The following is a 21,569-nucleotide window of genomic DNA, read 5'->3' as shown; positions in this document are numbered from 1 at the left end:
ATGGATCACGCCTTGCACGGCGGATGTTTTCTGCTTGATAGGGGCAAACTGGCACCATGTCGTAGAGCCAGATCAGCCGGTAGTTTGAACCAGTCTCAGCCGGGCGCCATGGTGCGGACGATGCCCGCCAGACGCTCGATCCCCGGCTCGATACGCTCCTCGGCGATGGAGGAGAAGCCGAGCCGGAAATAATTGCGGTGGTTTTCGGGATCCGAGAAATAGATATCGCCCGGTTCGATGACGATTCCCTCTTCGAGCGCCCGGCTGGCAAGTTCATTGCAATCGAGCCATTTCGGCCCCTTGACCCAATAGGACGTTCCGCCGAAGCCGGGCGTTTCGGCCCAGCCGGGGAAGTGTGCGTCAAGCGCCTTGCCCATGGTGATCCAGCGATCGCGGTAGCTGCGGTGCAGGCGCCCGATCAGCGTGTCGTGATGCCCGAGCGCCAAAAACAAAGCGACGACGCCCTGATTGTTGCCCGGCGGGTGGCGCAGCATCAGCCGGCGCAACGCGCGCGCCTCGCGGATCAGCGCCGCGGGCGCGACCATGAAACCCATGCGCAGGCCCGGCATCAGCGATTTCGACAGGCTGCCGACATAAAGGACGCGCTGGCCCTGATCGAGCGATTTGAGCGCCGGCGTCGGCTCGCCCTCGTAATTCGTCTCGAACTCGTAATCGTCCTCGATGATCAGGCCGTTGTTCTCGTTTGCCCATTCAAGGAGCGCCTTGCGGCGTTCCAGGCTCATCGTGACGTTGGTCGGATACTGGTGGCTGGGCGTGACAAAGACCAGTTCCGAGCCCTTTAGTTCGTCGCTTAGCGTGATGCCTTCCGAATCCACGGGAACATTGCGAATGTGGTCTGTCCGCAATTGGAAGATGTTGCGAATATCGCGGTAGCCGGGGTCCTCGATCGCAACCGTCGTGTCGCGCTTCACGAGCAGGCTGGAGAGCAGATAGAGCGCGTTCTGCGCGCCGAGGGTGATCAGGACCTCGTCGGGGCCGGCAAGAATGCCGCGGCGTGTCAGGATGCGCTGGCGTATCTGTTCGATCAGGATCCTGTCGTCTTCGGCAAAATGGTCGTTGGTCCAGGCCTCGAGCCATTTGCGGCCCATGGACTGGCGCATGCAGTCGCGCCAGGCGGCGATCGGGAACAGTGCCGCATCGGCCTGCCCGTAGATGAAGGGATAGGGATAGTCGTGCCAGTTGTCGGGTTTTTCGACATTCGTCTGGCTGCTCGGCTGAACCCGGAAACGGCCGTGCCAATCGGGTTCCGGCCGGTCTCCCGTTGCTTCCGGCAGCGCGGCCATCTCCGCGACAGTCCCGTCATGGATATCGGGGGAGACATAGAAGCCCGAGCGCTCGCGCGCGACGAGATAACCGTCGGATGCCAGCGCCTGATAGGCCAGCATGACCGTGTTGCGCGACACTTTCAGACGCTTGGCCATGGCCCGCGTGGAAGGGATCGGCGCGCCGACCGGCAACTGGCCGGAAAGCATCGCCGAGACCAGCATCTCGCGAATCTGCGTCTGGAGGGTGGTCATCTCCATGCGTTCGACATGAAAAAGTGAATTGCGCATGGTCCGGTCGCGCTCCCTTTGGCGTTCGGATCGCCTTTCTGTCCCGATTAACTGGCCCTATTATGAGGCCAAACTGATCACGTAAATCAAGTCCTGGCTCCGGATTCTGTTCAACTGGCCGTTTGGTGGTGGGATATTTGCTGCCAGAATGGTCTTGCCATCGGGGTGTGCGGTGGTGCCACAATGGGCCAGAAGCGGCCTGCCATGTCGCGCCCTTGCCGGTCGCAGGCGTATCTCGCAGAACGGGCTGGACCTTTCACACGTTTCGTGAAAATATCAGGAAAAATTTCACCAGCGGCGCTTTCCGCCTGTACCGCAGGGAGTCCATCATGGCCGAATTTCCCCGGCATACCCGCGTTCTCATCATCGGCGGCGGCGTCGTCGGCTGCTCCGTCGCCTATCATCTCGCCCATCTCGGCTGGAGCGATGTCGTGCTCGTCGAGCGCAGACAACTGACCTGCGGCACCACCTGGCATGCGGCCGGACTGATCGCGCAACTGCGGGCGACGATGAACATGACACGGCTCGCTAAATACAGCCAGGAGCTTTACGGCGGGCTGGAGGCGGAAACCGGCATTGCGACGGGTTTCAAGCGCAATGGATCGCTTGCCGTGGCGCTGAGCGATGAGCGGATGGAGGAATTCCTGCGCAATGCCTCGATGGCCAAGACCCATGGGGTGGAGGTGAATGTCGTCACCGCGAAGGATTGCGGCGACATGTACCCCTATCTCAACACGGATGGCGTCGTCGGCGGGTTGCACATTCCGCTCGACGGGCAGGGCGATCCTGCCAACATCGCCATGGCGCTGGTGCGGGGTGCGCGCAACAAGGGCGTGAAGGTCTTCGAGAACACGAAGGTCGAAGCCATACATACCAAGGACGGCCGGGCGACGGGCGCGCGCACCGACAAGGGAGAAATCACCGCCGATATCGTCGTCAACTGTGCCGGCATGTGGGGCCACGAAGTCGGGCGGATGGCCGGCGTCAACGTGCCGCTGCATGCATGCGAGCATTTCTACATCCTGACGGAAGCCGTCACCGGCCTTCCCGGCAACCTGCCGGTGCTGCGGGTGCCGGACGAGTGCGCCTATTACAAGGAGGATGCCGGGAAAATCCTCCTCGGCGCGTTTGAGCCGGTGTCCAAACCCTGGGGCATGGACGGCATACCGGAGGATTTCTGCTTCGATGAATTGCCGGAGGATTTCGACCATTTCCAGCCGGTTCTCGAAAAGGCCGTCGAGCGCCTGCCGCTGCTTGAAAGCGCCGGGATCCATACGTTCTTCAATGGGCCGGAAAGCTTTACGCCGGACGACCGCTATCTGCTCGGCCCATCGCCGGAGGTCGAGAATTTCTTTGTTGCTGCCGGCTTCAACTCGGTCGGTATCCAGTCGGCCGGCGGGGCTGGCAAGGCGCTTGCCGAGTGGATTGTCGAGGGCGAGCCGCCCTTCGATCTGTGGGATGTGGATATACGCCGCATGGAGCCCTTCCAGGGCAACCGCACCTATCTGAAAAACCGGGTGACGGAGACCCTAGGCCTTCTCTACGCCGACCACTTCCCGTACCGGCAATACGAGACGGCCCGCAATGTCCGGCACACGCCCTTTCACGAAAAGATGGCCGAGCGCGGCGCCTGCTTCGGCGAGACGGCGGGTTGGGAGCGACCGCACTGGTTCGTGCCGGCCGAGGATCGCGCAAAGGGCGTCAAACCCGAATATGAATATAGCTGGAAGCGGCAGAACTGGTTCGCCTATGCGGCCGGAGAACACAGGGCCGTCCGCGAAAGCGCGGCGGCGTTTGACCTGTCGGCCTTTGGCAAGTTCCTCGTCGAAGGCCCCGACGCGATGGACGTGCTGCAGCGTATCTGCGCCAATGATATCGACGTCGCGCCGGGGCGGATCGTCTACACGCAGTGGCTCAACGCACGCGGCGGCATCGAAGCCGATCTGACGGTATCGCGGCTTGCGGCGAACCGCTTCATGGTCGTGACCGGCGCGGCCGTCGCCAATCGCGATTTCACCTGGCTCAGGCGTCACATTCCCGAAGAGGCGCGCTGCATTGCCGTCAATGTCACCAGCAGCGAGGCGGTGCTTGGCGTGATGGGCCCGAATGCCCGCAAGATCCTGCAGCAGGCAACGCCGGCCGACCTTTCTAGCGAAGCCTTCCCGTTCGGAACGTTTCAGACCATCGAGCTCGGCATGGCGACGGTGCGCGCGCACCGCATTACCTATGTCGGCGAACTCGGCTGGGAGCTCTATGTGTCAGCTGACATGGCACGGCACGTCTTCGACACGATGATGGCCGCCGGCGAGGGCGAGGGGCTGCGCCTGGCGGGCATGCATGTGCTGGACAGTTGCCGCATGGAAAAGGCCTATCGTCATTTCGGCCACGACATCACCGATGAGGATCATGTTCTGGAAGCCGGCCTCGGTTTTGCGGTGAAGACGGACAAGCCCGACGGCCGTTTCGGACCTTTCATCGGTCGTGAGGCGGTGCTCGACCGCAAGCGCGACGGGCTGACCAAGCGGCTGGTGCAGTTCCAGCTTGTCGACCCGCAACCGTTGCTTTTCCATGCCGAGCCGATCGTCCGCGACGGCGAGATTGCGGGCTACCTTACATCCGGCAATTACGGGCATCATCTCGGCGGCGCGGTGGGGCTCGGCTACGTGCCGGTGCGCGACGGCGAGAGCGGCAAGGACATGCTCGCGTCGAAATTCGAGATCGAAGTTGCCGGTGAGCGGTTTGAGGCGATCGCCAGCCTGAAACCGCTTTACGATCCGAAAAGCGAGCGGATCCGGCAATAATCGTTTGATGCGCTCGCCACATGGTTTGACCGGAGAGTAAATTTTTTTATTTGAATTTGTGCGCGGCTGAATAAACTGCCGGTTGTCCCCCGGCGGGCCGAATCGTGATGGCCCTCATTCGGGATAGTGGAGCCGGTATTGAGTCAGAATTCCCATCGAAAGTTTGATATCGCCATTGTCGGCGCGGGCATCGCGGGCGCATCGGTCGCCTATGAGCTGGCCGCCGACGCGCGTGTCGTCGTCATCGAAATGGAAAGCCACCCGGGCTACCATACAACCGGGCGCTCCGCCGCCGTCTTTTCCGAATTTTACGGGCCGGCGCCGATCCGGGTGCTGACCAGCCAGTCGCGGGTGTTCTACGAAAACCCGCCGGAGGTCTTCGGCGAACATCCACTGCTTACGCCGCGCGGCGTTCTTTACGCGGCACGAGACGACCAGATGGACAGTCTCGAGGCGCTTCGGTGCAGGCTGTCGGGCAGCACGGGCCTGCGGATGCTCGATGAAGACGAAATCCGCGCCCTGTCTCCACTGTTGCGGCCGGGCTACGTCGCCGGCGGGCTCTACGAGGAACAGGCAAGCGATATCGATGTGAATGCGCTTCACCATGGCTATCTGCGCGGTCTGAGGCAGCGTGGCGGCGAGGTGGTTGTCGGATCGGAAGTCAAGGCCGCCGAGCGCAAGAACGGGTCGTGGGTCCTTTCGACGCGTCACGACACGATCGTCACGCCGGTTGTCGTCAATGCGGCGGGCGCCTGGGCCGATGAGCTGGCGGCCATCATGGGTGCAGATCCGGCGGGCCTTGTTCCAAAACGCCGCACGGCGCTTGTCATCGCCGCGCCGGAGGGCGCCGATCCGTCCAGATGGGCGATTACCGTTGACGTGGACGAACAGTTCTATCTCAAACCGGATGCAGGCCGGCTGCTGATCTCGCCGGCCGACGAAACACCGTCCGCGCCATGCGACGCGCAGCCGGAAGAGATGGATATCGCGATCTGTATCGACCGAATCCAGCGCGCCTTCAGCGTTGATGTAAAGCGCGTGGAGAACTGTTGGGCGGGCTTGCGGACATTCGTCGGCGATCATGCGCCGGTCTGCGGGTACGATCCGTCCGTCGAAGGATTGTTCTGGCTGGCCGGTCAGGGCGGCTACGGCATCCAGACCGCCCCCGGCCTCTCGCAGCTCGCGGCCCGGCTGGTGACCGGAAGACCGGTACCCGAAGGCCTTGAACAGCGCGGTTTCAGGGCAACAGACGTCTCGCCGCTTCGTCTGCGGCGGCGATCGCAGGCCGGCGAAAGTTGACTGGCATCCGGAAAATCCGCTTCCGTTCAACGCCATTCTGTTGAAGTTTAAAAACATTTCTACCTAAAAATTTTAAGCTTGAAATATCTCTGGAAGAGTGGCAACCTTTCTCCATGAAACGGATTGCGGACCCTGAGATAAACGGTTCCGCTGCAGACCAACGGGGATGTACCGATGCGCATTGCATGCCTTGGAGGAGGGCCGGCCGGGCTCTATTTCGCCATCACCATGAAGCTGCGCGATCCGAACCACGAGGTCGTGGTGATCGAGCGCAACAAACCGGACGATACTTTCGGCTGGGGCGTGGTCTTGTCCGACGAGACGCTGGACAATCTCCAGGAAAACGATCCGGTCAGTGCCGAGGCCATTCGCAAGCACTTCGCCTATTGGGACGACATTGCCGTTCACTATCGCGGAACCACCGAAGTTTCCACCGGGCATGGTTTTTGCGGTATCGGACGCAAGCAGCTTCTGCTGCTCCTGCAGGAACGGGCCCGTTCGCTGGGCGTCGAATTGCGCTTCGAAACGGAGATGGAAAGCGCCGCGGCCTATGCGCGCGACTACGATCTCGTTGTGGCTTCGGACGGGCTGAACTCGAAGACGCGCAACGAGTTTTCGGAATCCTTCCGGCCGGAGATCGATGTGCGCCAGTGCAAGTTCGTGTGGCTCGGCACGCATCAGAAATTCGACGACGCCTTTACATTCATCTTCGAGGAGACGGAACACGGCTGGATCTGGGCGCATGCCTACCAGTTCGACGACGATACGGCGACGTTCATCGTCGAGTGCCGCGAGGAGACGTGGGAAAAATTCGGCTTTGGCGACATGAGCCAGGAAGAGTCCATCGCCGTCTGCGAGAAGATCTTCGCCAAATATCTCGGCGGCCATTCGCTGATGTCGAATGCCAGGCATATTCGCGGTTCGGCATGGCTGAATTTCCCGCGGGTGCTTTGCGAGCGCTGGTCGCACGAAAATGTCGTCCTGCTGGGCGATGCCGCGGCGACGGCGCATTTCTCCATCGGCTCGGGCTCCAAGCTTGCCATGGAAAGCGCCATCGCGCTGGCCGACTACCTGCACAGCGAACCTTCGATGCAGGCGGCTTTCGACCGCTACGAGGAGGAGCGGCGGGTCGAGGTATTGCGGCTGCAATCGGCCGCGCGCAATTCCACGGAGTGGTTCGAGAATGTCGAACGCTACCTGCATCTCGATCCGGTGCAGTTCAACTATTCGCTGCTGACGCGTTCGCAGCGCATCAGCCATGAGAACCTGCGCATGCGCGATCCGGACTGGATGAAGCGCGCCGAGGGCTGGTTCCAGGCGCGTGCCGGCGTCAACGGCCATCGTGCGCCGATGTTCGCACCCTACCGGTTGCGCGACATGACGCTGGCAAACCGTGTCGTGGTCTCGCCGATGGCGCAGTACAAGGCCGTCGATGGTTGTCCGACCGACTGGCATCTTGTCCACTACGGCGAACGGGCGAAGGGCGGCGCGGGACTGGTCTATACGGAAATGACCTGTGTCAGCCCGGAGGGGCGCATCACGCCGGGATGTCCCGGAACCTACGCACCGGAGCATGAGGCGGCCTGGAGCCGCATCGTCGACTTCGTGCACAGCCAAACGCCGGCAAAGATCTGCATGCAGATCGGCCATTCCGGCGCCAAGGGCTCCACACAGCTCGGCTGGGAGGAGATGGATGCGCCGCTCAAGGATGGCAACTGGCCGCTTCTGGCGCCCTCGGACATTGCCTGGTCGCCGAACAACCAGGCGCCGAAACCCATGGACCGGGCGGATATGGAGCGCGTCATCGAGCAGTTCGTCGCCTCGGCGCAGATGGCGGATCGCTGCGGTTTCGACATGCTGGAGATTCACGCCGCCCACGGTTACCTGCTGTCGTCCTTCATCACGCCGCTGACCAACAGGCGCGACGACGATTACGGTGGTTCGCTCGAGAACCGGATGCGGTTTCCGCTCGAAGTCTACCGTGCGGTCCGCGCCGCATGGCCCGACGGGAAGCCGATCTCGGTGCGCATTTCCGCCTGTGACTGGGTCGGCGATGAGGGCGTGACGCCGGACGATGCGGTGGCGATTGCCGCCATGTTGAAGGATGCTGGCGTCGACATCTGCGACGTTTCCGCCGGGCAGACCTCGATCCGGGCCGAGCCGGTCTACGGGCGCATGTTCCAGACGCCGTTCTCGGACCGCATCCGCAACGAGGCCGACATGGCGACCATGGCCGTCGGCAATATCTACGAGCCCGATCACGCCAATTCGATACTGATGGCCGGTCGTGCCGATCTTGTGTGTCTTGCCCGGCCGCATCTGGCCAATCCCTACTGGACACTGCACACTGCGGCGGGTCTCGGCGATACGCAGACCGAATGGCCGCTGCCATATCTCGCCGGCCGCGATCAACTCGTGCGGCTTGCCGAGCGTGCCGAGGCGCAAACCATAAAGGTGTGAACAATTGGGCAAACTGAGCGGAAAACATGCGGTGGTGACCGGCGGCGGCTCGGGCGTCGGCGCGGCGATCGCGCGCAAGCTCGCCAAGGCCGGTGCGACAGTGACCGTATCCGGGCGTCGGCGGGAGGCCCTGGACGAGGTGGCCAAATCGCAGGATGGCATCACGGCCAGGACCTGCGATGTCACCGATCCGGATAGCGTTGCCTCTTTGTTTGCGACCGTCAGCGACGATCACGGCGGCGCCGATATCGTTGTTGCCAATGCCGGCGCGGCGCAGGCGTCTCCCTTTGCAAAGCTTGACGTTGCAAGCTGGCGCAAGACGATCGACGTCAACCTGACCGGCGTTTACCTGACGATCCATGCGGGTGTCGCCGCCATGGAGAACAAGGACTGGGGCCGCATCGTCACCATTGCCTCCGTGGCCGGGCTGCGCGGCTATCCCTATGTCGCCCATTACTGTGCCGCCAAGCACGGCGCCATAGGCCTGACCCGTTCGGTCGCGATGGAGCTTGCGACCAGCGGAATCACCGTCAATGCGATCTGCCCCGGCTATACGGAAACGCCGATGCTGACCGAGGCGCTGGACAATGTCATGGACAAAACGGGTATGAATCGAGACGAGGCGACCAAGGCGCTTCTGCGGACCAACCCGATGGGGCGTTTCATCCAGCCGGATGAAGTCGCGCAGACGGTCCTTTGGCTGTGCGGTCCGAATTCCGGTGCGATTACCGGACAGGCCGTATCCGTATCGGGAGGCGAGGTATGAGCAACATTGCCGAGACCGCCGACAATGAGGAACGCGACAAGCAGCGCCTGCGCATCTGGCTTCGGCTGCTGAAGATATCGCGGCAGATGGAGGCCGAGATACGCGAGCGTCTGCGGGTCGAGTTCGCGACGACACTGCCGCGTTTCGACGTGCTGGCGGCGCTCTATCGCGAGCGCGAGGGCATGAAGATGAGCGCGCTTTCGGCGGCGCTGATGGTCTCGAACGGCAATGTGACAGGTATTGTCGAACGCCTGGTCTCCGACGGGCTGGTCGTGCGGGTGCCGGTCAGCGGCGACCGGCGGGCCATGATCGTGCAACTCACCGACAAGGGCCGAGATGAATTCGCCCATATGGCCGGGGTTCACGAAGGCTGGATCGCGAGCATGCTCAACATGCTCAGTGACGAGGATGCCGATGTCCTCGTCGAACTTCTCGACAATGTGCAGATCAAGGGAGTGCGTCCGCGATGAGCAGACAACTGGCGGGCCTTGTGCCTCAGCATTTTAACTGGCGCATGGAAGGCACGGTCGCTGTCATCACGCTGGACCGGCCGGATCGCAAGAACCCGCTGACCTTCGACAGCTATGCGGAGCTGCGCGACACGTTTCGCGACATGGTCTATGCGGATGATGTCGATGCCGTCGTCTTCGGTTCCAATGGCGGGAATTTCTGCTCGGGCGGCGATGTGCATGACATCATCGGCCCGCTGCTCGACCGCGACATGAAGGGTCTTCTCGAGTTCACGCGCATGACCGGCGATCTCGTCAAGGCGATGGTCGGCTGCGGCAAGCCCATTATCGCGGCGGTGGACGGCGTGTGCGTCGGCGCCGGCGCGATTGTCGCCATGGCCTCGGACATCCGCTTCGGAACGCCCGGGGCGAAAACGGCGTTTCTGTTCACCCGCGTCGGTCTGGCAGCTTGCGACATGGGCGCATGCGCGATCCTGCCGCGCATCATCGGCCAGGGTCGGGCATCCGAGCTTCTCTTCACCGGCCGGACCATGTCGGCCGAGGAAGGCGAACGCTGGGGCTTCTTCAACCGCCTGGTGGATGCCGAAGCGCTGGAAAGCGAGGCCGTTGATTTCGCGACGAAACTCGCAAAAGGTCCGAATTTCGGCCACATGATGACAAAAACAATGCTCAAGCAGGAATGGGCAATGTCGATCGACGAGGCGATCGAGGCGGAGGCGCAGGCACAGGCGATTTGCATGCAGACGCGCGACTTCAAGCGCGCCTATGATGCCTTCGTCGCCAAGGAAAAACCCGTTTTCGAGGGCAACTGAGCATGGCCGACCGCAGTTTCCTGAACTGGCCCTTCTTCGACGACACGCATCGCGATTACTATGAGCGGTTCGACGCCTGGGTCGGCGCGAACCTGACGGATATCGACCACGGCGATGTCGATGAGAGCTGCCGGCGGATCGCCGGGAAGCTGGGTGAGGCCGGCTGGCTGGAAGCCAGCGCCGTCGATCCGGACGAAGCCGGTTCAACCATGGATGTGCGCACACTCTGCCTTTCGCGGGAGATCCTGGCGCGTCACGACGGACTAGCCGATTTCGCCTTTGCCATGCAGGGCCTCGGCACCGGCGCGCTGTCTTTCTTCGGAACGCCCGAGCAACGGCAATGGCTTGCGAAAACCCGCAAGGGGGCGGCGCTTTCGGCATTTGCGCTTTCGGAACCGCGTTCGGGTTCGGATGTGGCCAATATGGAGATGACCGCCGCGCGCGAGGGCGGCGACTATGTGCTGAACGGCGAAAAGACCTGGATTTCCAATGGCGGGATCGCCGATGTCTACACGGTCTTCGCCCGGACGGGAGAGGCACCGGGCGCGAAGGGCATCAGCGCCTTTGTCGTGCCCGCCGATACGCCCGGACTTGAAATTGCCGAACGCATAAATGTTATTGCACCGCATCCACTTGCGCGGCTTTCTTTTGAAAATTGTCGAATTCCGGAAAGCGCCCTGATCGGCGAAGCGGGCAGCGGGTTCCGCATCGCCATGTCGGTGCTGGACGTCTTCCGCTCCACGGTCGGGGCGGCGGCGCTCGGTTTTGCGCGCCGGGCGCTGGACGAGACAGTCAACCGCGCCGCCAATCGCGAACTCTTCGGCGCGCCGCTGTTCGACCTGCAGATGGTGCAGGGCCATATCGCCGACATGGCGCTCGACGTCGATGCTGCGGCTCTGCTTATCTACCGCGCCGCCTGGACCAAGGACATGGGCGCTGTGCGCGTCACGCGTGAGGCGGCGATGGCAAAACTCTACGCCACCGACAAGGCGCAGGAGGTGATTGACAAGGCGGTTCAGATCCATGGCGGCGACGGCGTGCGCTCGGGCCACATCATCGAGAGCCTTTACCGCGATATCCGCGCCCTGCGCATCTATGAGGGTGCGTCCGATGTTCAGAAAATCGTCATTGCGCGGCAGGCGCTAGCCACCGCCCAGACCGGAGCTTAGTCATGACTGGGGCACCGCTCGGCCCGACGGCCCATACCGATACGTTTACACGCGACAATCTTCCGCCGCATGAAAGCTGGCCGGTTCTCGACCTCGGCGGTTTCAACTATCCGGAGCGGCTCAATGCCGGGGTGGAACTGACCGATGCCATGGTGGACAAGGGTTTCGCCGACCACACGGCGCTGATCGGCAACGGACGGCGCAGGACCTACAAGGAACTCGCCGACTGGACAAACCGCATTGCCAATGCGTTGGTCGAGGATTACGGCGTCAAGCCGGGCAATCGCATCCTCATACGTTCGGCAAACAACCCGGCGATGGTTGCCTGCTGGCTCGCCGCCACCAAAGCCGGCGCGGTGGTCGTCAACACCATGCCGATGCTGCGCGCCGCCGAGCTTGCAAAGATCGTCGACAAGGCGGAAATCTCGCTGGCCCTGTGCGACACGCGGCTGATGGATGAACTGACCCATTGCGCCAAGGACAGCCAATTCCTTGAAAAGGTGATCGGCTTTGACGGCACGGCCAATCATGATGCCGAGCTCGACCGCGTTGCACTGAACAAGCCGGTACTTTTCGATGCCGTCGAAACAGGCCGCGACGATGTCGCGCTGCTCGGCTTTACCTCCGGCACGACGGGCGAACCCAAGGCGACAATGCATTTCCACCGCGACCTGCTGGTGATCGCCGACGGATATGCCAGGGAAGTGCTCGGTGTCACGCCCGACGATGTCTTCGTCGGCTCGCCGCCGCTGGCCTTCACCTTCGGTCTTGGCGGGCTTGCGATCTTTCCGTTGCGTTTCGGCGCGGCCGCGACGCTGCTGGAAAGCGCCACCCCGCCGAACATGATCGATATCATCCACACCTTTAAGGCGACCATCTGTTTTACGGCACCGACGGCCTATCGGGCGATGCTCGCCGCCATGGAAGAAGGGGCCGATCTTTCGTCCCTGAGGGTCGCCGTTTCGGCTGGCGAGACATTGCCGCCTCCGGTTTACGAGATGTGGCGGGAGAAGACCGGCAAACCGATCCTGGACGGCATCGGCGCGACGGAGCTTCTGCATATCTTCATTTCCAACCGGCTCGGCCACTCGCAGCCCGGTGCGACCGGAACGCCGGTGACCGGCTATGAAGCGAAGGTCGTCGACGATCAGATGAACGAGGTGCCGCGCGGCGAAACCGGCAAACTGGCGGTACGCGGCCCCACCGGATGCCGCTATCTCAACGATGCGCGCCAGGGCGATTATGTGCGCGATGGCTGGAACGTGACCGGCGATGCCTTCATGCAGGATGAAGACGGTGTCTTCCACTTCGTCGCCCGCGCGGATGACATGATAATATCAGCCGGCTACAATATCGCCGGCCCTGAGGTCGAGGCAGCGCTTCTGGCGCATGCGGATGTCGCCGAGTGCGGCGTCGTCGGGGCACCGGATGAGGAGCGCGGTCAGATCGTGGAAGCGCATGTCGTACTGAGTGAGGGCGTTTCACCGGATGAGGTCACGATCAAGCGGTTGCAGGATCACGTCAAGGCGACGATCGCGCCCTACAAATATCCAAGATCCATCAAATTTATCGAAAGCCTGCCCAAGACGCAGACGGGCAAGGTTCAGCGCTTTCGACTGAAAAACTAAAACACCAAGGGAGGAAACAAAATGAAGAAGCTTATTGCCGCAAGCCTTTTAGGCCTGGGCCTCACGGTCAGCGCCGGCGCGCTTGCCGAACCGGTCAAGGTCGGCATGATCACCACGCTCTCGGGCGGCGGCTCCGGCCTCGGGGTCGATGTGCGCGACGGGTTCATGCTGGCCGCCAAGATGGCCGGCAACAAGGATCTTGAAGTCATCGTGGAGGACGATGCGCGCAAGCCGGACCTTGCCGTTCAGATCGCCGATAAGATGATCCAGAAGGAAAAGGTCGATGTGCTGACCGGCATCATCTGGTCGAACCTCGCCATGGCCGTGGTGCCAAGCGCCGTCGGGCAGGGCGTGTTCTACCTTTCGCCCAACGCCGGACCGTCCATGCTGGCCGGCAAGGGCTGTCATGAGAACTATTTTAACGTCGCCTGGCAGAACGATAATCTGCACGAGGCGATGGGCGGCCACGCCAACAGCGCCGGTTTCAAGAAGACCTTCATCCTGGCGCCGAACTATCCGGCCGGCAAGGATGCGCTGACCGGTTTCAAGCGCTTCTATGAGGGCGATGTCGCCGACGAGCTCTACACCAAGCTCGGCCAGACGGACTATGCCGCAGAGATCGCGCAGATCAGGGCTTCGGGCGCGGACAGCGTGTTTTTCTTTCTGCCGGGCGGCATGGGTATTGCCTTCATGAAGCAATACGCACAGTCCGGCGTGGACATTCCGGTCATGGGACCGGCTTTCTCCTTCGATCAGGGCATTCTCGGGGCCGTCGGTGAGGCGGCGCTGGGCGTGAAGAACTCCTCGCAGTGGTCGAAGGATATCGACAATCCCGCCAACAAGGCATTCGTCGAGGCATTCCAGGCCGAGTATGGCCGCCTGCCGTCGCTTTACGCCAGCCAGGGTTTCGATACGGCGAACCTTATCCTGTCAGCGATGCAGAAGGCCGACGTCAAGGATGCCGACGCCTTCCGCGCGGCCCTGAAAGAGGCAGATTTCGACAGCGTGCGCGGTGATTTCAAATTCGACAGCAACCAGCATCCGATCCAGGATATCTATGTCCGTGAAGTGATCAAGGAAGGCGATGTGCTGACGAACAAGATCATCGGTGTCGGTCTGGAGGACCGCTCCAGCGCCTATGTCGGCGATTGCAAGCTGTAACGAATGCGCGCGCGGGGGCCGTTGCTCCCGCGCGCCCTTTCCGTCTAACGCGAGCGACAGGCCGAGCGCAGGATGACACTCGCCCTCTTTATCGAACAATTGCTCAACGGCATCCAGTTCGGCGTCATGCTGTTTCTGATGGCTGCCGGGCTGACGCTTGTCTTCGGCGTCATGGGGCTGATCAACCTGGCGCACGGGTCGCTCTACATGATCGGCGCGTTCCTGTGCGCGACGGTCGCGCTGGCGACGGGCTCATTCTGGCTCGGGCTTGTCGCCAGCCTCGCGGGCGCGGCGGCTGCGGGGGCGATCGTGGAGATTGTCGTGATACGACGCCTTTACGACCGCGACCATCTCGACCAGGTGCTGGCAACCTTTGCCCTCATCCTGATCTTTTCGGAAGGCACGCGCTGGGTCTTCGGCTCCTTTCCGCTCTATCTCGATATTCCCGCCGCCCTGCAAGGGGCGGTATCGCTGCCAGGCGGAGCGCAATATCCGCTCTACCGGCTTTCGATCATCGTCGTCGGCGTGTTGATCGCATTCGGCCTCTACCTGCTGATCTCGCGCACCCGGCTCGGCATGCGCATCCGGGCCGGTGAATCGGACCGGGAGATGATCGGTGCGCTGGGCGTCGATATCCGCACGCTCTACACGGTTGTCTTTGCGCTCGGGGCGGCGCTGGCCGGCCTTGCCGGCGCGCTTGTCGGCGCCATCCAGTCGGTGCAGGTGGGCATGGGTGAACCGGTGCTGATCCTGGCTTTCGTCGTCATCGTCATTGGCGGGATCGGCTCGATCAAGGGCGCACTGATCGGCGCTATCCTGGTCGGCGTGGTCGACACGCTCGGGCGCATTCTCTTGCCCAATTTCTTCGAACTCTTCATGGGTCCCTCGCAGGCGACGTCCGTCGGATCGGCGCTGGCTTCCATGGCCATCTATATCCTCATGGCCATCATCCTTGCGGTCAAACCGCAGGGCCTCTTCGCGGCGGGTTCGCAATGAGCCGTGAAACCGTCATCAACTGGGCGCTTGCACTTGGCCTGCTGGCCGTGCCGTTTCTTGCGCTGATGCAGGGCGAGCCCTTCTACATCACGCTGGCTACGCGGGTCGCGATCCTGGCACTGGCCGGCGTCGGTCTCAATCTGGCGCTGGGCCTTGGCGGCATGGTATCCTTTGGCCACGCGGCGTTCTTCGGTCTCGGCGGTTATGCCGCCGGTATCCTGGCAACCCACGCCTTCAACCAGGAGCCGCTCTTTGCCTGGCCATTCATGGTTTCAGGCAGCAACGACATGCTGTTGATCTGGCTCGTGGCGATCGTGCTGTCGGCTGTCGTCGCGTTTCTGATCGGTCTCATTGCGCTGCGCACATCCGGTGTCTATTTCATCATGATCACGCTCGCCTTCGCGCAGATGATCTACTATTTCGCCATTTCCTGGCCCGCCTATGGCGGTGAGGACGGCCTTTCGATCTATGTGCGCAACGGCTTTCCTGAACTCAATACGCTCGATCCGATCCAGTTCTTCCTCATCTGCTACGTGGTGTTGATGGCATGCCTGTTCATTTCGGCGCGGCTGCGCGATTCGCGCTTCGGCGCGGCGCTGCAGGTGGCGCGGCAGAATCCCGAAAGGCTGGCCGCGACGGGTATTGCGCCCTTCAACATCCGGCTTGTGGCTTTCGTGATCTCGGCGGCGATGACCGGGCTGGCCGGCGCGCTTTTCGCCGATCTCAACCGCTTCGTCAGCCCGTCCATGCTGTCCTGGCACGTGTCCGGCGAAATCATGATCTTCGTCATTCTCGGCGGCGTCGGCCGTCTGTTCGGCCCGCTCGCGGGCGCGGCGCTTTTCATCGTCATGGAGTTCTATCTCGGCGGCATAACCGAGCACTGGCAGTTCTTTCTCGGGATTATACTGCTCTGCGTCGTGCTTTTTGTGCGCGGTGGTATTCTCGGCATTCTGGCGGGGAGGCGGGTTCATGGCTGAGACCGCACCCATCCTGGAACTGCGCGAACTGCGCAAGAGCTTCGGTGCGTTGAAGGCCACGGACGACGTGTCGCTGGATGTGCGGCCAGGCGAGATCCATGCGCTGATCGGGCCGAACGGGGCCGGCAAGTCGACCCTGATCCACCAGGTGGCCGGCTCGCTGACGCCGGATGGCGGTGAGATCCGGTTCAATGGCGAGGATATCAGCGGTCTGACCGTGGCGCAGCGGGTCCGCCTCGGGCTCGGGCGTACATTCCAGGTGTCCTCCGTCGCGCCCGAATTCTCGGCGCTGCGCAATGTCATGCTGAGCGTGCAGAGCACACAGGGCTCCAGCTTCCGTTTCTTCAAACCGGTCATGCACGATGCGTCGCTGGTCGATGCCGCGATGGAAAAACTGTCTCTGGTCGACCTTGCGGAACGTGCCGATGTGGTCGCCGCCGAACTCTCCCATGGCGAGCGTCGGCAGCTCGAGATGGCCATGGCGCTGGCTTTGAACCCGAAATTGCTGCTGCTGGACGAGCCGATGGCCGGCATGGGACCGGAGGGCTCGAAAAACCTGACCGGCTTTTTGGACACGCTGCGCCATGAGGTGCCGATCCTGCTGGTCGAACACGATATGGAGGCCGTTTTCTCGCTCGCCGACCGCATTTCCGTCCTGGTCTATGGCAGCGTGATCGCCAGCGGCAGTGTCGATGAAATCCGCACGAACCGGGATGTGCGCGAAGCCTATCTGGGGGAGGAGGACTGATGCTCCTGCAGATCGAGGGCCTGCAATCGTTCTACGGCCGTTCCCAGGCTTTGTTCAATGTCAATCTTTCCATGGAGGAAGGCCAAGTCGTGGCGCTGATGGGCCGCAACGGGATGGGCAAGACGACGACCATCCGCTCGCTCTGCCGCATCATGCCGTACCGCCATGGAAACGTCCGCTTCTTGGACCGGGATCTCGCAGCCATGCGGCCCCACAGGGTGGCGCGGCTGGGTATCGGCCTTGTGCCGGAGGGCCGGCGGTGCTTCCCCAACCTTTCGGTGCACGAAAACCTCGTCGTCGCGGCGCGGCCAGGCGCCTGGTCGCTTGAGCGTGTGGGTCTGCTTTTCCCGCGGCTCAGGGAGCGCCAGAACCAGATGGCGCGCACATTGTCGGGCGGTGAGCAGCAGATGCTGGCCATCGGACGGGCGCTGATGACCAATCCGAAACTGCTGATCCTGGATGAGGCCACGGAAGGGCTGGCGCCGGTTATCCGTCAGGAGATCTGGGCGGCGGTGCGGGAATTGAAGGGCGAGGGGCAATCGATCCTGATCGTCGACAAGACGCTGAAGGAACTCATGCGGGTCGCCGACCGATGCACCATTCTGGAGCGCGGAGCGAATGTATGGGACGGTGCGCCGGCCGATCTTGATGGCGACATTCAAGACCGGTTCCTGGGCGTCTGAACCGCCGCGATGAAGCAAACAAGAGCCAGGACAACGAAGAAAGAGATGTCATGAAATTTCTGCAACCGGAAGGCTGGAAGCCGGCAAAGGGCTATGCGAACGGCATTCAGGCGAAAGGCGAGCTCGTCGTGACCGGCGGGCTGGTCGGCTGGAACGGTGACCAGGTCTTCGAGACAGACGATTTCGTCGGCCAGTGCGAACAGACTTTCAGGAACATCGTGGCGGTGCTGCGGGAAGCCGGAGCCGGGCCGGAACATCTCGTGCGTCTGACCTGGTATGTCACGGACAAGGCCGAATATCTCGCGAACCAGCGGGAACTGGGGGCCGCCTACCGCAACGTGATCGGGCGCCACTTCCCCGCCATGGCGGTCGTCCAGGTGACGGCACTGATGGAAGACCGCGCCAAGGTGGAGATCGAGGCGACGGCGGTATTGCCCGACAAGTAATCTAACCGGCGTTCAACAGCCACTCATGTTCGGCGGCGTTGTGGAATTTCCACGTGCGTCGCGGACCTGCCATGACATTCAGGTAATACAGGTCATAGCCGTGGCAGGCGGCGCAGGGGTGATAGCCCTTCGGCACCAGCGTGACGTCGCCGTCTTCGACGGCCATCGACTCATCGAGCGAGCGGTCGTCGGTGTAGACGCGCTGGAAAGCGAAGCCCTGCGGCGGGTTGAGGCGGTGATAGTAGGTTTCCTCGAGCAGCGATTCGTGCGGCAGGTTGTCCTGATCGTGCTTGTGCGGCGGGTAGGACGAGGTGTGGCCGCCCGGCGTGATTACTTCCACAACAAGCAGTGACTGTGCCGGCTGGTCCTCGGGAAGGATGTTTGTCACGTAGCGCGTATTGGTTCCGCTTCCGCGCGTTTCCTTGCTGAGATCCGATGGCGCGATCACCCGGGCTGGCAGATTGCCTTCGGGATCGGGCGCCGAGCACACGGCGAGTTCGACTTCGGTTTCGGCGCTCACCGTCCAGTCCGAACCGCCAGGCACATAGACCGCCGACGGAACGCCGTCGAAAGGCGACATGCGCTCGCCAAGCAGGCCGAACTCCTCACCGCCGGCGGCAATTCTCGCCTTGCCGCTCACAAGGACCAGGCAGACTTCCCGGTGCCCGGTTTCCTCGCTGACGCGGTCTCCGGGCCGCAGGCGATGCAGATCGAAGCCGACATACTGCCAGCCCGCATTCTGCGGCGTTATGTGGGTTACCCGGCCTTGGCCGTCTGTGGGTTTTACCAGCAGTTTCGACATGGCGGTTGTTGCGCTCCTATGCGTCAAGACCGACGGTGCGTGCCGTCGATTTCAGGGCTTCGAGACCCATCTTCTGATAGTGGAACGGATCGCGGACGGCCGAATCCTGTTCGGCCTCGATCACAAGCCACCCATTATAGTTGTTCTCGGCAGCGACCTTCAGGATCGGCTCGAATGCAATCGCGCCTTCCGGGTCGCCCGGCACCGTGAAGATACCGCGCCTGACCGCCTCAAGAAAGCTCGTATCCTCAGCCTCGACCTCCTTGAGCACCGCGCCGCGCACATTCTTTGCATGGAAATGGCGGACGCGGCCGAAATGGCTGCGCGCGAGGTCCAGCGGATCGATACCGGCGAAACAGGCATGGCCGGTATCAAAGAGAAGCTTTGTCGCGGGACCGGTGTCCCGCATAAGCCGGTCGACTTCATCGCGGCTTTGAATAACCGTACCCATGTGGTGGTGGTATACGAGATCGATACCGTCATCGGCGCATGTCTGCGCCAGGCTTTCGAGCATTTCGGTAAAGCGTTCCCATTGCGTGTCGTCCATCACCGGCCGCCGTGACAGGGGCACATCGTCGCGTCCGTGAATGGCGTTGGACGTCTCGCAGGCGATGCATACCTTGCAATCATGGGCCTTCAGCAGGTCGAGCTGTTTTCGCAGCGCCACGCGTTCGGTTTCCAGATCGTTGACCAGCATGTTGAGGGAATACCAGCCCGAGACGAAGGCAAGGCCGTGCGGCTGCAACACACGGCGCAGCGCCTCGGCTTCGTCGGGCATCCGGTGCCCTTTCTCAATGCCGTCAAAGCCGATCTTTTCAGCATCGCTCAGGCATTGTTCCAGGCTGATATGAGCGCCGATCGTACGGTCGTCATCATTGGTCCACGCAATGGGGTTCGTGCCGTATCTTATCATTGTTCTTGCCCTCGGATCGTTGTCAGCGCTGTCCTTTCCGGCCTTCCTCGTAGGCCGAGCGGGCTTCGCGCACCTCCTCGCGCACGCTGACCTCCGGCACGGCAACGTCCCACCAGTGACCGCCGGCTTCGGTCGAGGGCAGCGGATCGGTGTCGATGACGATCACGGTGGTCCGGTCGCTGTTGCGCGCCGCGGCGACTGCGCTTTCGAGATCGGCAAGCGAAGCGACCTGATGTGCTTCTGCTCCCAGACTTTCCGCGTGTGCGCGGAAATCGATGTCCGGCAGCACGTCGTGTTTCGCGTCCTTCAGCAGGTTGTTGAAGTTTGCGCCGCCAGTGCCCATCTGCAGGCGGTTGATGCAGCCAAAGCCGCGATTGTCGAGCACGACGATTGTCATTTTCTGACCGAGCATCACCGAGGTCGCGATCTCCGAATTCATCATCAGGTAGGACCCGTCGCCAAGCATCACCACGACATCGTCTTGCGGCCGGGCCATCTTGACGCCGATACCGCCTGCGATCTCGTAACCCATGCAGGAAAACCCGTATTCGAGGTGGAAGGAGCCTGGTTTTTCCGCCTGCCACAGCTTGTGCAACTCGCCCGGAAGGCTGCCTGCGGCGCCGACGATCGTTGTGTTCGGCGCAGCCGCGCGCTGCACAGCTCCGATGACCTGCGAATCCGAGGGAAGCGCCACGTTGGAGGATGCGGTGACCGCTGTGACGTCCTTTTGCCAGTCGGCTTTGGCGGCGCTGATGACCTCAGCGTATCCGGCATCCGTTTTCCGGTCGCCCAGCTTCGCGGACAGCGCCTCCAGCCCGACGCGTGCATCGCACACGAGCGGCAGCGCACCATGCTTGCCGGCGTCGAAGGGCTGAACGTTCAGACCGACAATACGGACATCCGGATTCTTGAAGAGCGACCAGGAACCGGTGGTGAAATCCTGCAGCCGCGTGCCGACCGCGAGCACGATGTCGGCATCCTCGACCACCGCATTGGCGGCGGCGGTTCCGGTAACGCCGATGGAACCCAGGGCCATCGGATGATCGTCCGGGATCACCGACTTTCCGGCCTGGGTCATGGCGACCGGAATTCCGTGGTCTTCGGCAAATTTGCGCAGATCCGATGTCGCTTCGGAATAATAGACGCCGCCTCCTGCAATGATGGCCGGCTTGCGGGCATTGCGCAGCGCCTCGGCGGCCATATCCAGCTCCCGCCGATCGGGCTGGATGCGCCTCGGCGTCCACAGTGTCCGCTCGAAAAAGCTGACCGGATAGTCATAGGCCTCGGCCTGCACGTCCTGGCACATGCTCAGCGTCACCGGTCCGCACTCGGCCGGGTCGGTCAGGACCTGCATCGTGCGGCGCAGAGCCGGAATGATCTGTTCGGGCCGGCTGATGCGGTCATAGTAGCGTGACACGGGTTTCAGGCAGTCATTGGCCGAAACGGTGCCGTCGCCGAAATCCTCGACCTGCTGCAGGACCGGTTCCGGTCTGCGGTTGGCGAAGATGTCGCCGGGCAGGAGCAGCACCGGCAGGCGGTTGACATGGGCAACGCCGGCGCCGGTCACAAGGTTGAGGGCGCCAGGCCCAATGGACGTGGTGCAGGCCATCATGCGGCGGCGGGCGGATGCCTTGGCAAAGGCGACAGCCGAGTGAACCATGGCCTGCTCATTGTGGGCGCGGTAGGTTGGAAGATCTTCCCGGTGCTGGTAAAGCGCTTCACCGAGGCCGGCAACGTTTCCATGGCCGAAAATCGCCCATACGCCGGCAAAAAGCGGAAGTGTTTCCCCTTCGATTTCGGTCATCTGGTTGGCCAGGAATTTCGCAACGGCCTGGGCCATGGTCAGTCTGACGGTCGCACTCAT

General features: G+C 62.3%; 18 protein-coding genes. 14 read left to right on the top strand and 4 right to left on the bottom strand.

Translation table 11 applies throughout. The annotated features are described in order from the left end of the window. Window positions 1-95: 95 nt before the first annotated feature. On the bottom strand, window positions 96-1,574 hold the full coding sequence (gene pdxR, locus OOZ53_RS04525; RefSeq protein WP_271088132.1) for a MocR-like pyridoxine biosynthesis transcription factor PdxR: 1,479 nt from the start codon (window positions 1,572-1,574) through the stop codon (window positions 96-98). Window positions 1,575-1,903: 329 nt separating this feature from the next. On the opposite strand from pdxR, the gene OOZ53_RS04520 reads away from it, so the two are divergent. From OOZ53_RS04520 to OOZ53_RS04455, 14 genes are all read left to right on the top strand, one after another. After that, window positions 1,904-4,375: a GcvT family protein gene (locus OOZ53_RS04520; protein WP_271088131.1), complete on the top strand. Its 2,472-nt coding sequence runs from the start codon at window positions 1,904-1,906 to the stop codon at window positions 4,373-4,375. A gap of 138 nt (window positions 4,376-4,513) precedes the next feature. Then, on the top strand, window positions 4,514-5,674 hold the full coding sequence (locus tag OOZ53_RS04515) for an NAD(P)/FAD-dependent oxidoreductase (protein ID WP_271088130.1): 1,161 nt from the start codon (window positions 4,514-4,516) through the stop codon (window positions 5,672-5,674). A gap of 174 nt (window positions 5,675-5,848) precedes the next feature. Next, window positions 5,849-8,134: a bifunctional salicylyl-CoA 5-hydroxylase/oxidoreductase gene (locus OOZ53_RS04510; RefSeq protein WP_271088129.1), complete on the top strand. Its 2,286-nt coding sequence runs from the start codon at window positions 5,849-5,851 to the stop codon at window positions 8,132-8,134. 4 nt (window positions 8,135-8,138) lie between these two features. Beyond that, window positions 8,139-8,900, top strand: coding sequence for an SDR family NAD(P)-dependent oxidoreductase (locus OOZ53_RS04505; RefSeq protein ID WP_271088128.1), 762 nt, complete (start codon window positions 8,139-8,141; stop codon window positions 8,898-8,900). Continuing rightward, a complete protein-coding gene (locus tag OOZ53_RS04500) occupies window positions 8,897-9,370 on the top strand; it encodes a MarR family winged helix-turn-helix transcriptional regulator (RefSeq protein ID WP_271088127.1) in 474 nt (157 codons plus the stop codon). The genes OOZ53_RS04505 and OOZ53_RS04500 overlap by 4 nt, the downstream gene beginning before the upstream one ends. Beyond that, window positions 9,367-10,182, top strand: a complete 816-nt coding sequence (locus OOZ53_RS04495) for an enoyl-CoA hydratase family protein (protein ID WP_271088126.1) — start codon at window positions 9,367-9,369, stop codon at window positions 10,180-10,182. The genes OOZ53_RS04500 and OOZ53_RS04495 overlap by 4 nt, the downstream gene beginning before the upstream one ends. Window positions 10,183-10,184: 2 nt before the next feature. Continuing rightward, on the top strand, window positions 10,185-11,351 hold the full coding sequence (locus OOZ53_RS04490; protein ID WP_271088125.1) for an acyl-CoA dehydrogenase family protein: 1,167 nt from the start codon (window positions 10,185-10,187) through the stop codon (window positions 11,349-11,351). A 2-nt stretch (window positions 11,352-11,353) separates the two neighbouring features. Next, window positions 11,354-12,979, top strand: coding sequence for an AMP-binding protein (locus OOZ53_RS04485; RefSeq protein WP_271088123.1), 1,626 nt, complete (start codon window positions 11,354-11,356; stop codon window positions 12,977-12,979). A 21-nt stretch (window positions 12,980-13,000) separates the two neighbouring features. After that, entirely contained in the window at window positions 13,001-14,140 is a 1,140-nt protein-coding gene (locus OOZ53_RS04480) for an ABC transporter substrate-binding protein (protein WP_271088121.1), read from the top strand. 72 nt (window positions 14,141-14,212) lie between these two features. Next, window positions 14,213-15,136: a branched-chain amino acid ABC transporter permease gene (locus OOZ53_RS04475; protein WP_271088120.1), complete on the top strand. Its 924-nt coding sequence runs from the start codon at window positions 14,213-14,215 to the stop codon at window positions 15,134-15,136. Beyond that, entirely contained in the window at window positions 15,133-16,113 is a 981-nt protein-coding gene (locus OOZ53_RS04470) for a branched-chain amino acid ABC transporter permease (protein WP_271088119.1), read from the top strand. Before OOZ53_RS04475 ends, OOZ53_RS04470 begins: the two co-directional genes overlap by 4 nt. Then, entirely contained in the window at window positions 16,106-16,861 is a 756-nt protein-coding gene (locus tag OOZ53_RS04465) for an ABC transporter ATP-binding protein (RefSeq protein WP_271088118.1), read from the top strand. Before OOZ53_RS04470 ends, OOZ53_RS04465 begins: the two co-directional genes overlap by 8 nt. Then, on the top strand, window positions 16,858-17,544 hold the full coding sequence (locus OOZ53_RS04460; RefSeq protein WP_271088290.1) for an ABC transporter ATP-binding protein: 687 nt from the start codon (window positions 16,858-16,860) through the stop codon (window positions 17,542-17,544). Before OOZ53_RS04465 ends, OOZ53_RS04460 begins: the two co-directional genes overlap by 4 nt. A gap of 50 nt (window positions 17,545-17,594) precedes the next feature. Then, on the top strand, window positions 17,595-17,990 hold the full coding sequence (locus OOZ53_RS04455) for a RidA family protein (protein WP_271088117.1): 396 nt from the start codon (window positions 17,595-17,597) through the stop codon (window positions 17,988-17,990). Window position 17,991: 1 nt separating this feature from the next. Here OOZ53_RS04455 and iolB read toward each other — a convergent pair whose 3' ends face one another. Genes iolB through iolD form a run of 3 tightly spaced genes read right to left on the bottom strand, consistent with a single transcriptional unit; the run spans window position 17,992 to window position 21,569 of the window. Next, entirely contained in the window at window positions 17,992-18,792 is an 801-nt protein-coding gene (iolB, locus tag OOZ53_RS04450; RefSeq protein ID WP_271088116.1) for a 5-deoxy-glucuronate isomerase, read from the bottom strand. A gap of 16 nt (window positions 18,793-18,808) precedes the next feature. Beyond that, the gene (gene iolE / locus OOZ53_RS04445) at window positions 18,809-19,705 is read right to left on the bottom strand and encodes a myo-inosose-2 dehydratase (protein WP_271088115.1); all 897 of its coding nucleotides are present in this window, start codon (window positions 19,703-19,705) and stop codon (window positions 18,809-18,811) included. A 22-nt stretch (window positions 19,706-19,727) separates the two neighbouring features. After that, a complete protein-coding gene (gene iolD, locus OOZ53_RS04440) occupies window positions 19,728-21,569 on the bottom strand; it encodes a 3D-(3,5/4)-trihydroxycyclohexane-1,2-dione acylhydrolase (decyclizing) (RefSeq protein WP_271088114.1) in 1,842 nt (613 codons plus the stop codon).

The organism is Allohoeflea poritis, from assembly GCF_027889715.1.
Classification (GTDB): domain Bacteria; phylum Pseudomonadota; class Alphaproteobacteria; order Rhizobiales; family Rhizobiaceae; genus Hoeflea_A; species Hoeflea_A poritis.
The sequence above is the reverse complement of the archived record's forward strand: the minus strand, read 5'-3'. Positions and strand labels throughout refer to the sequence as shown.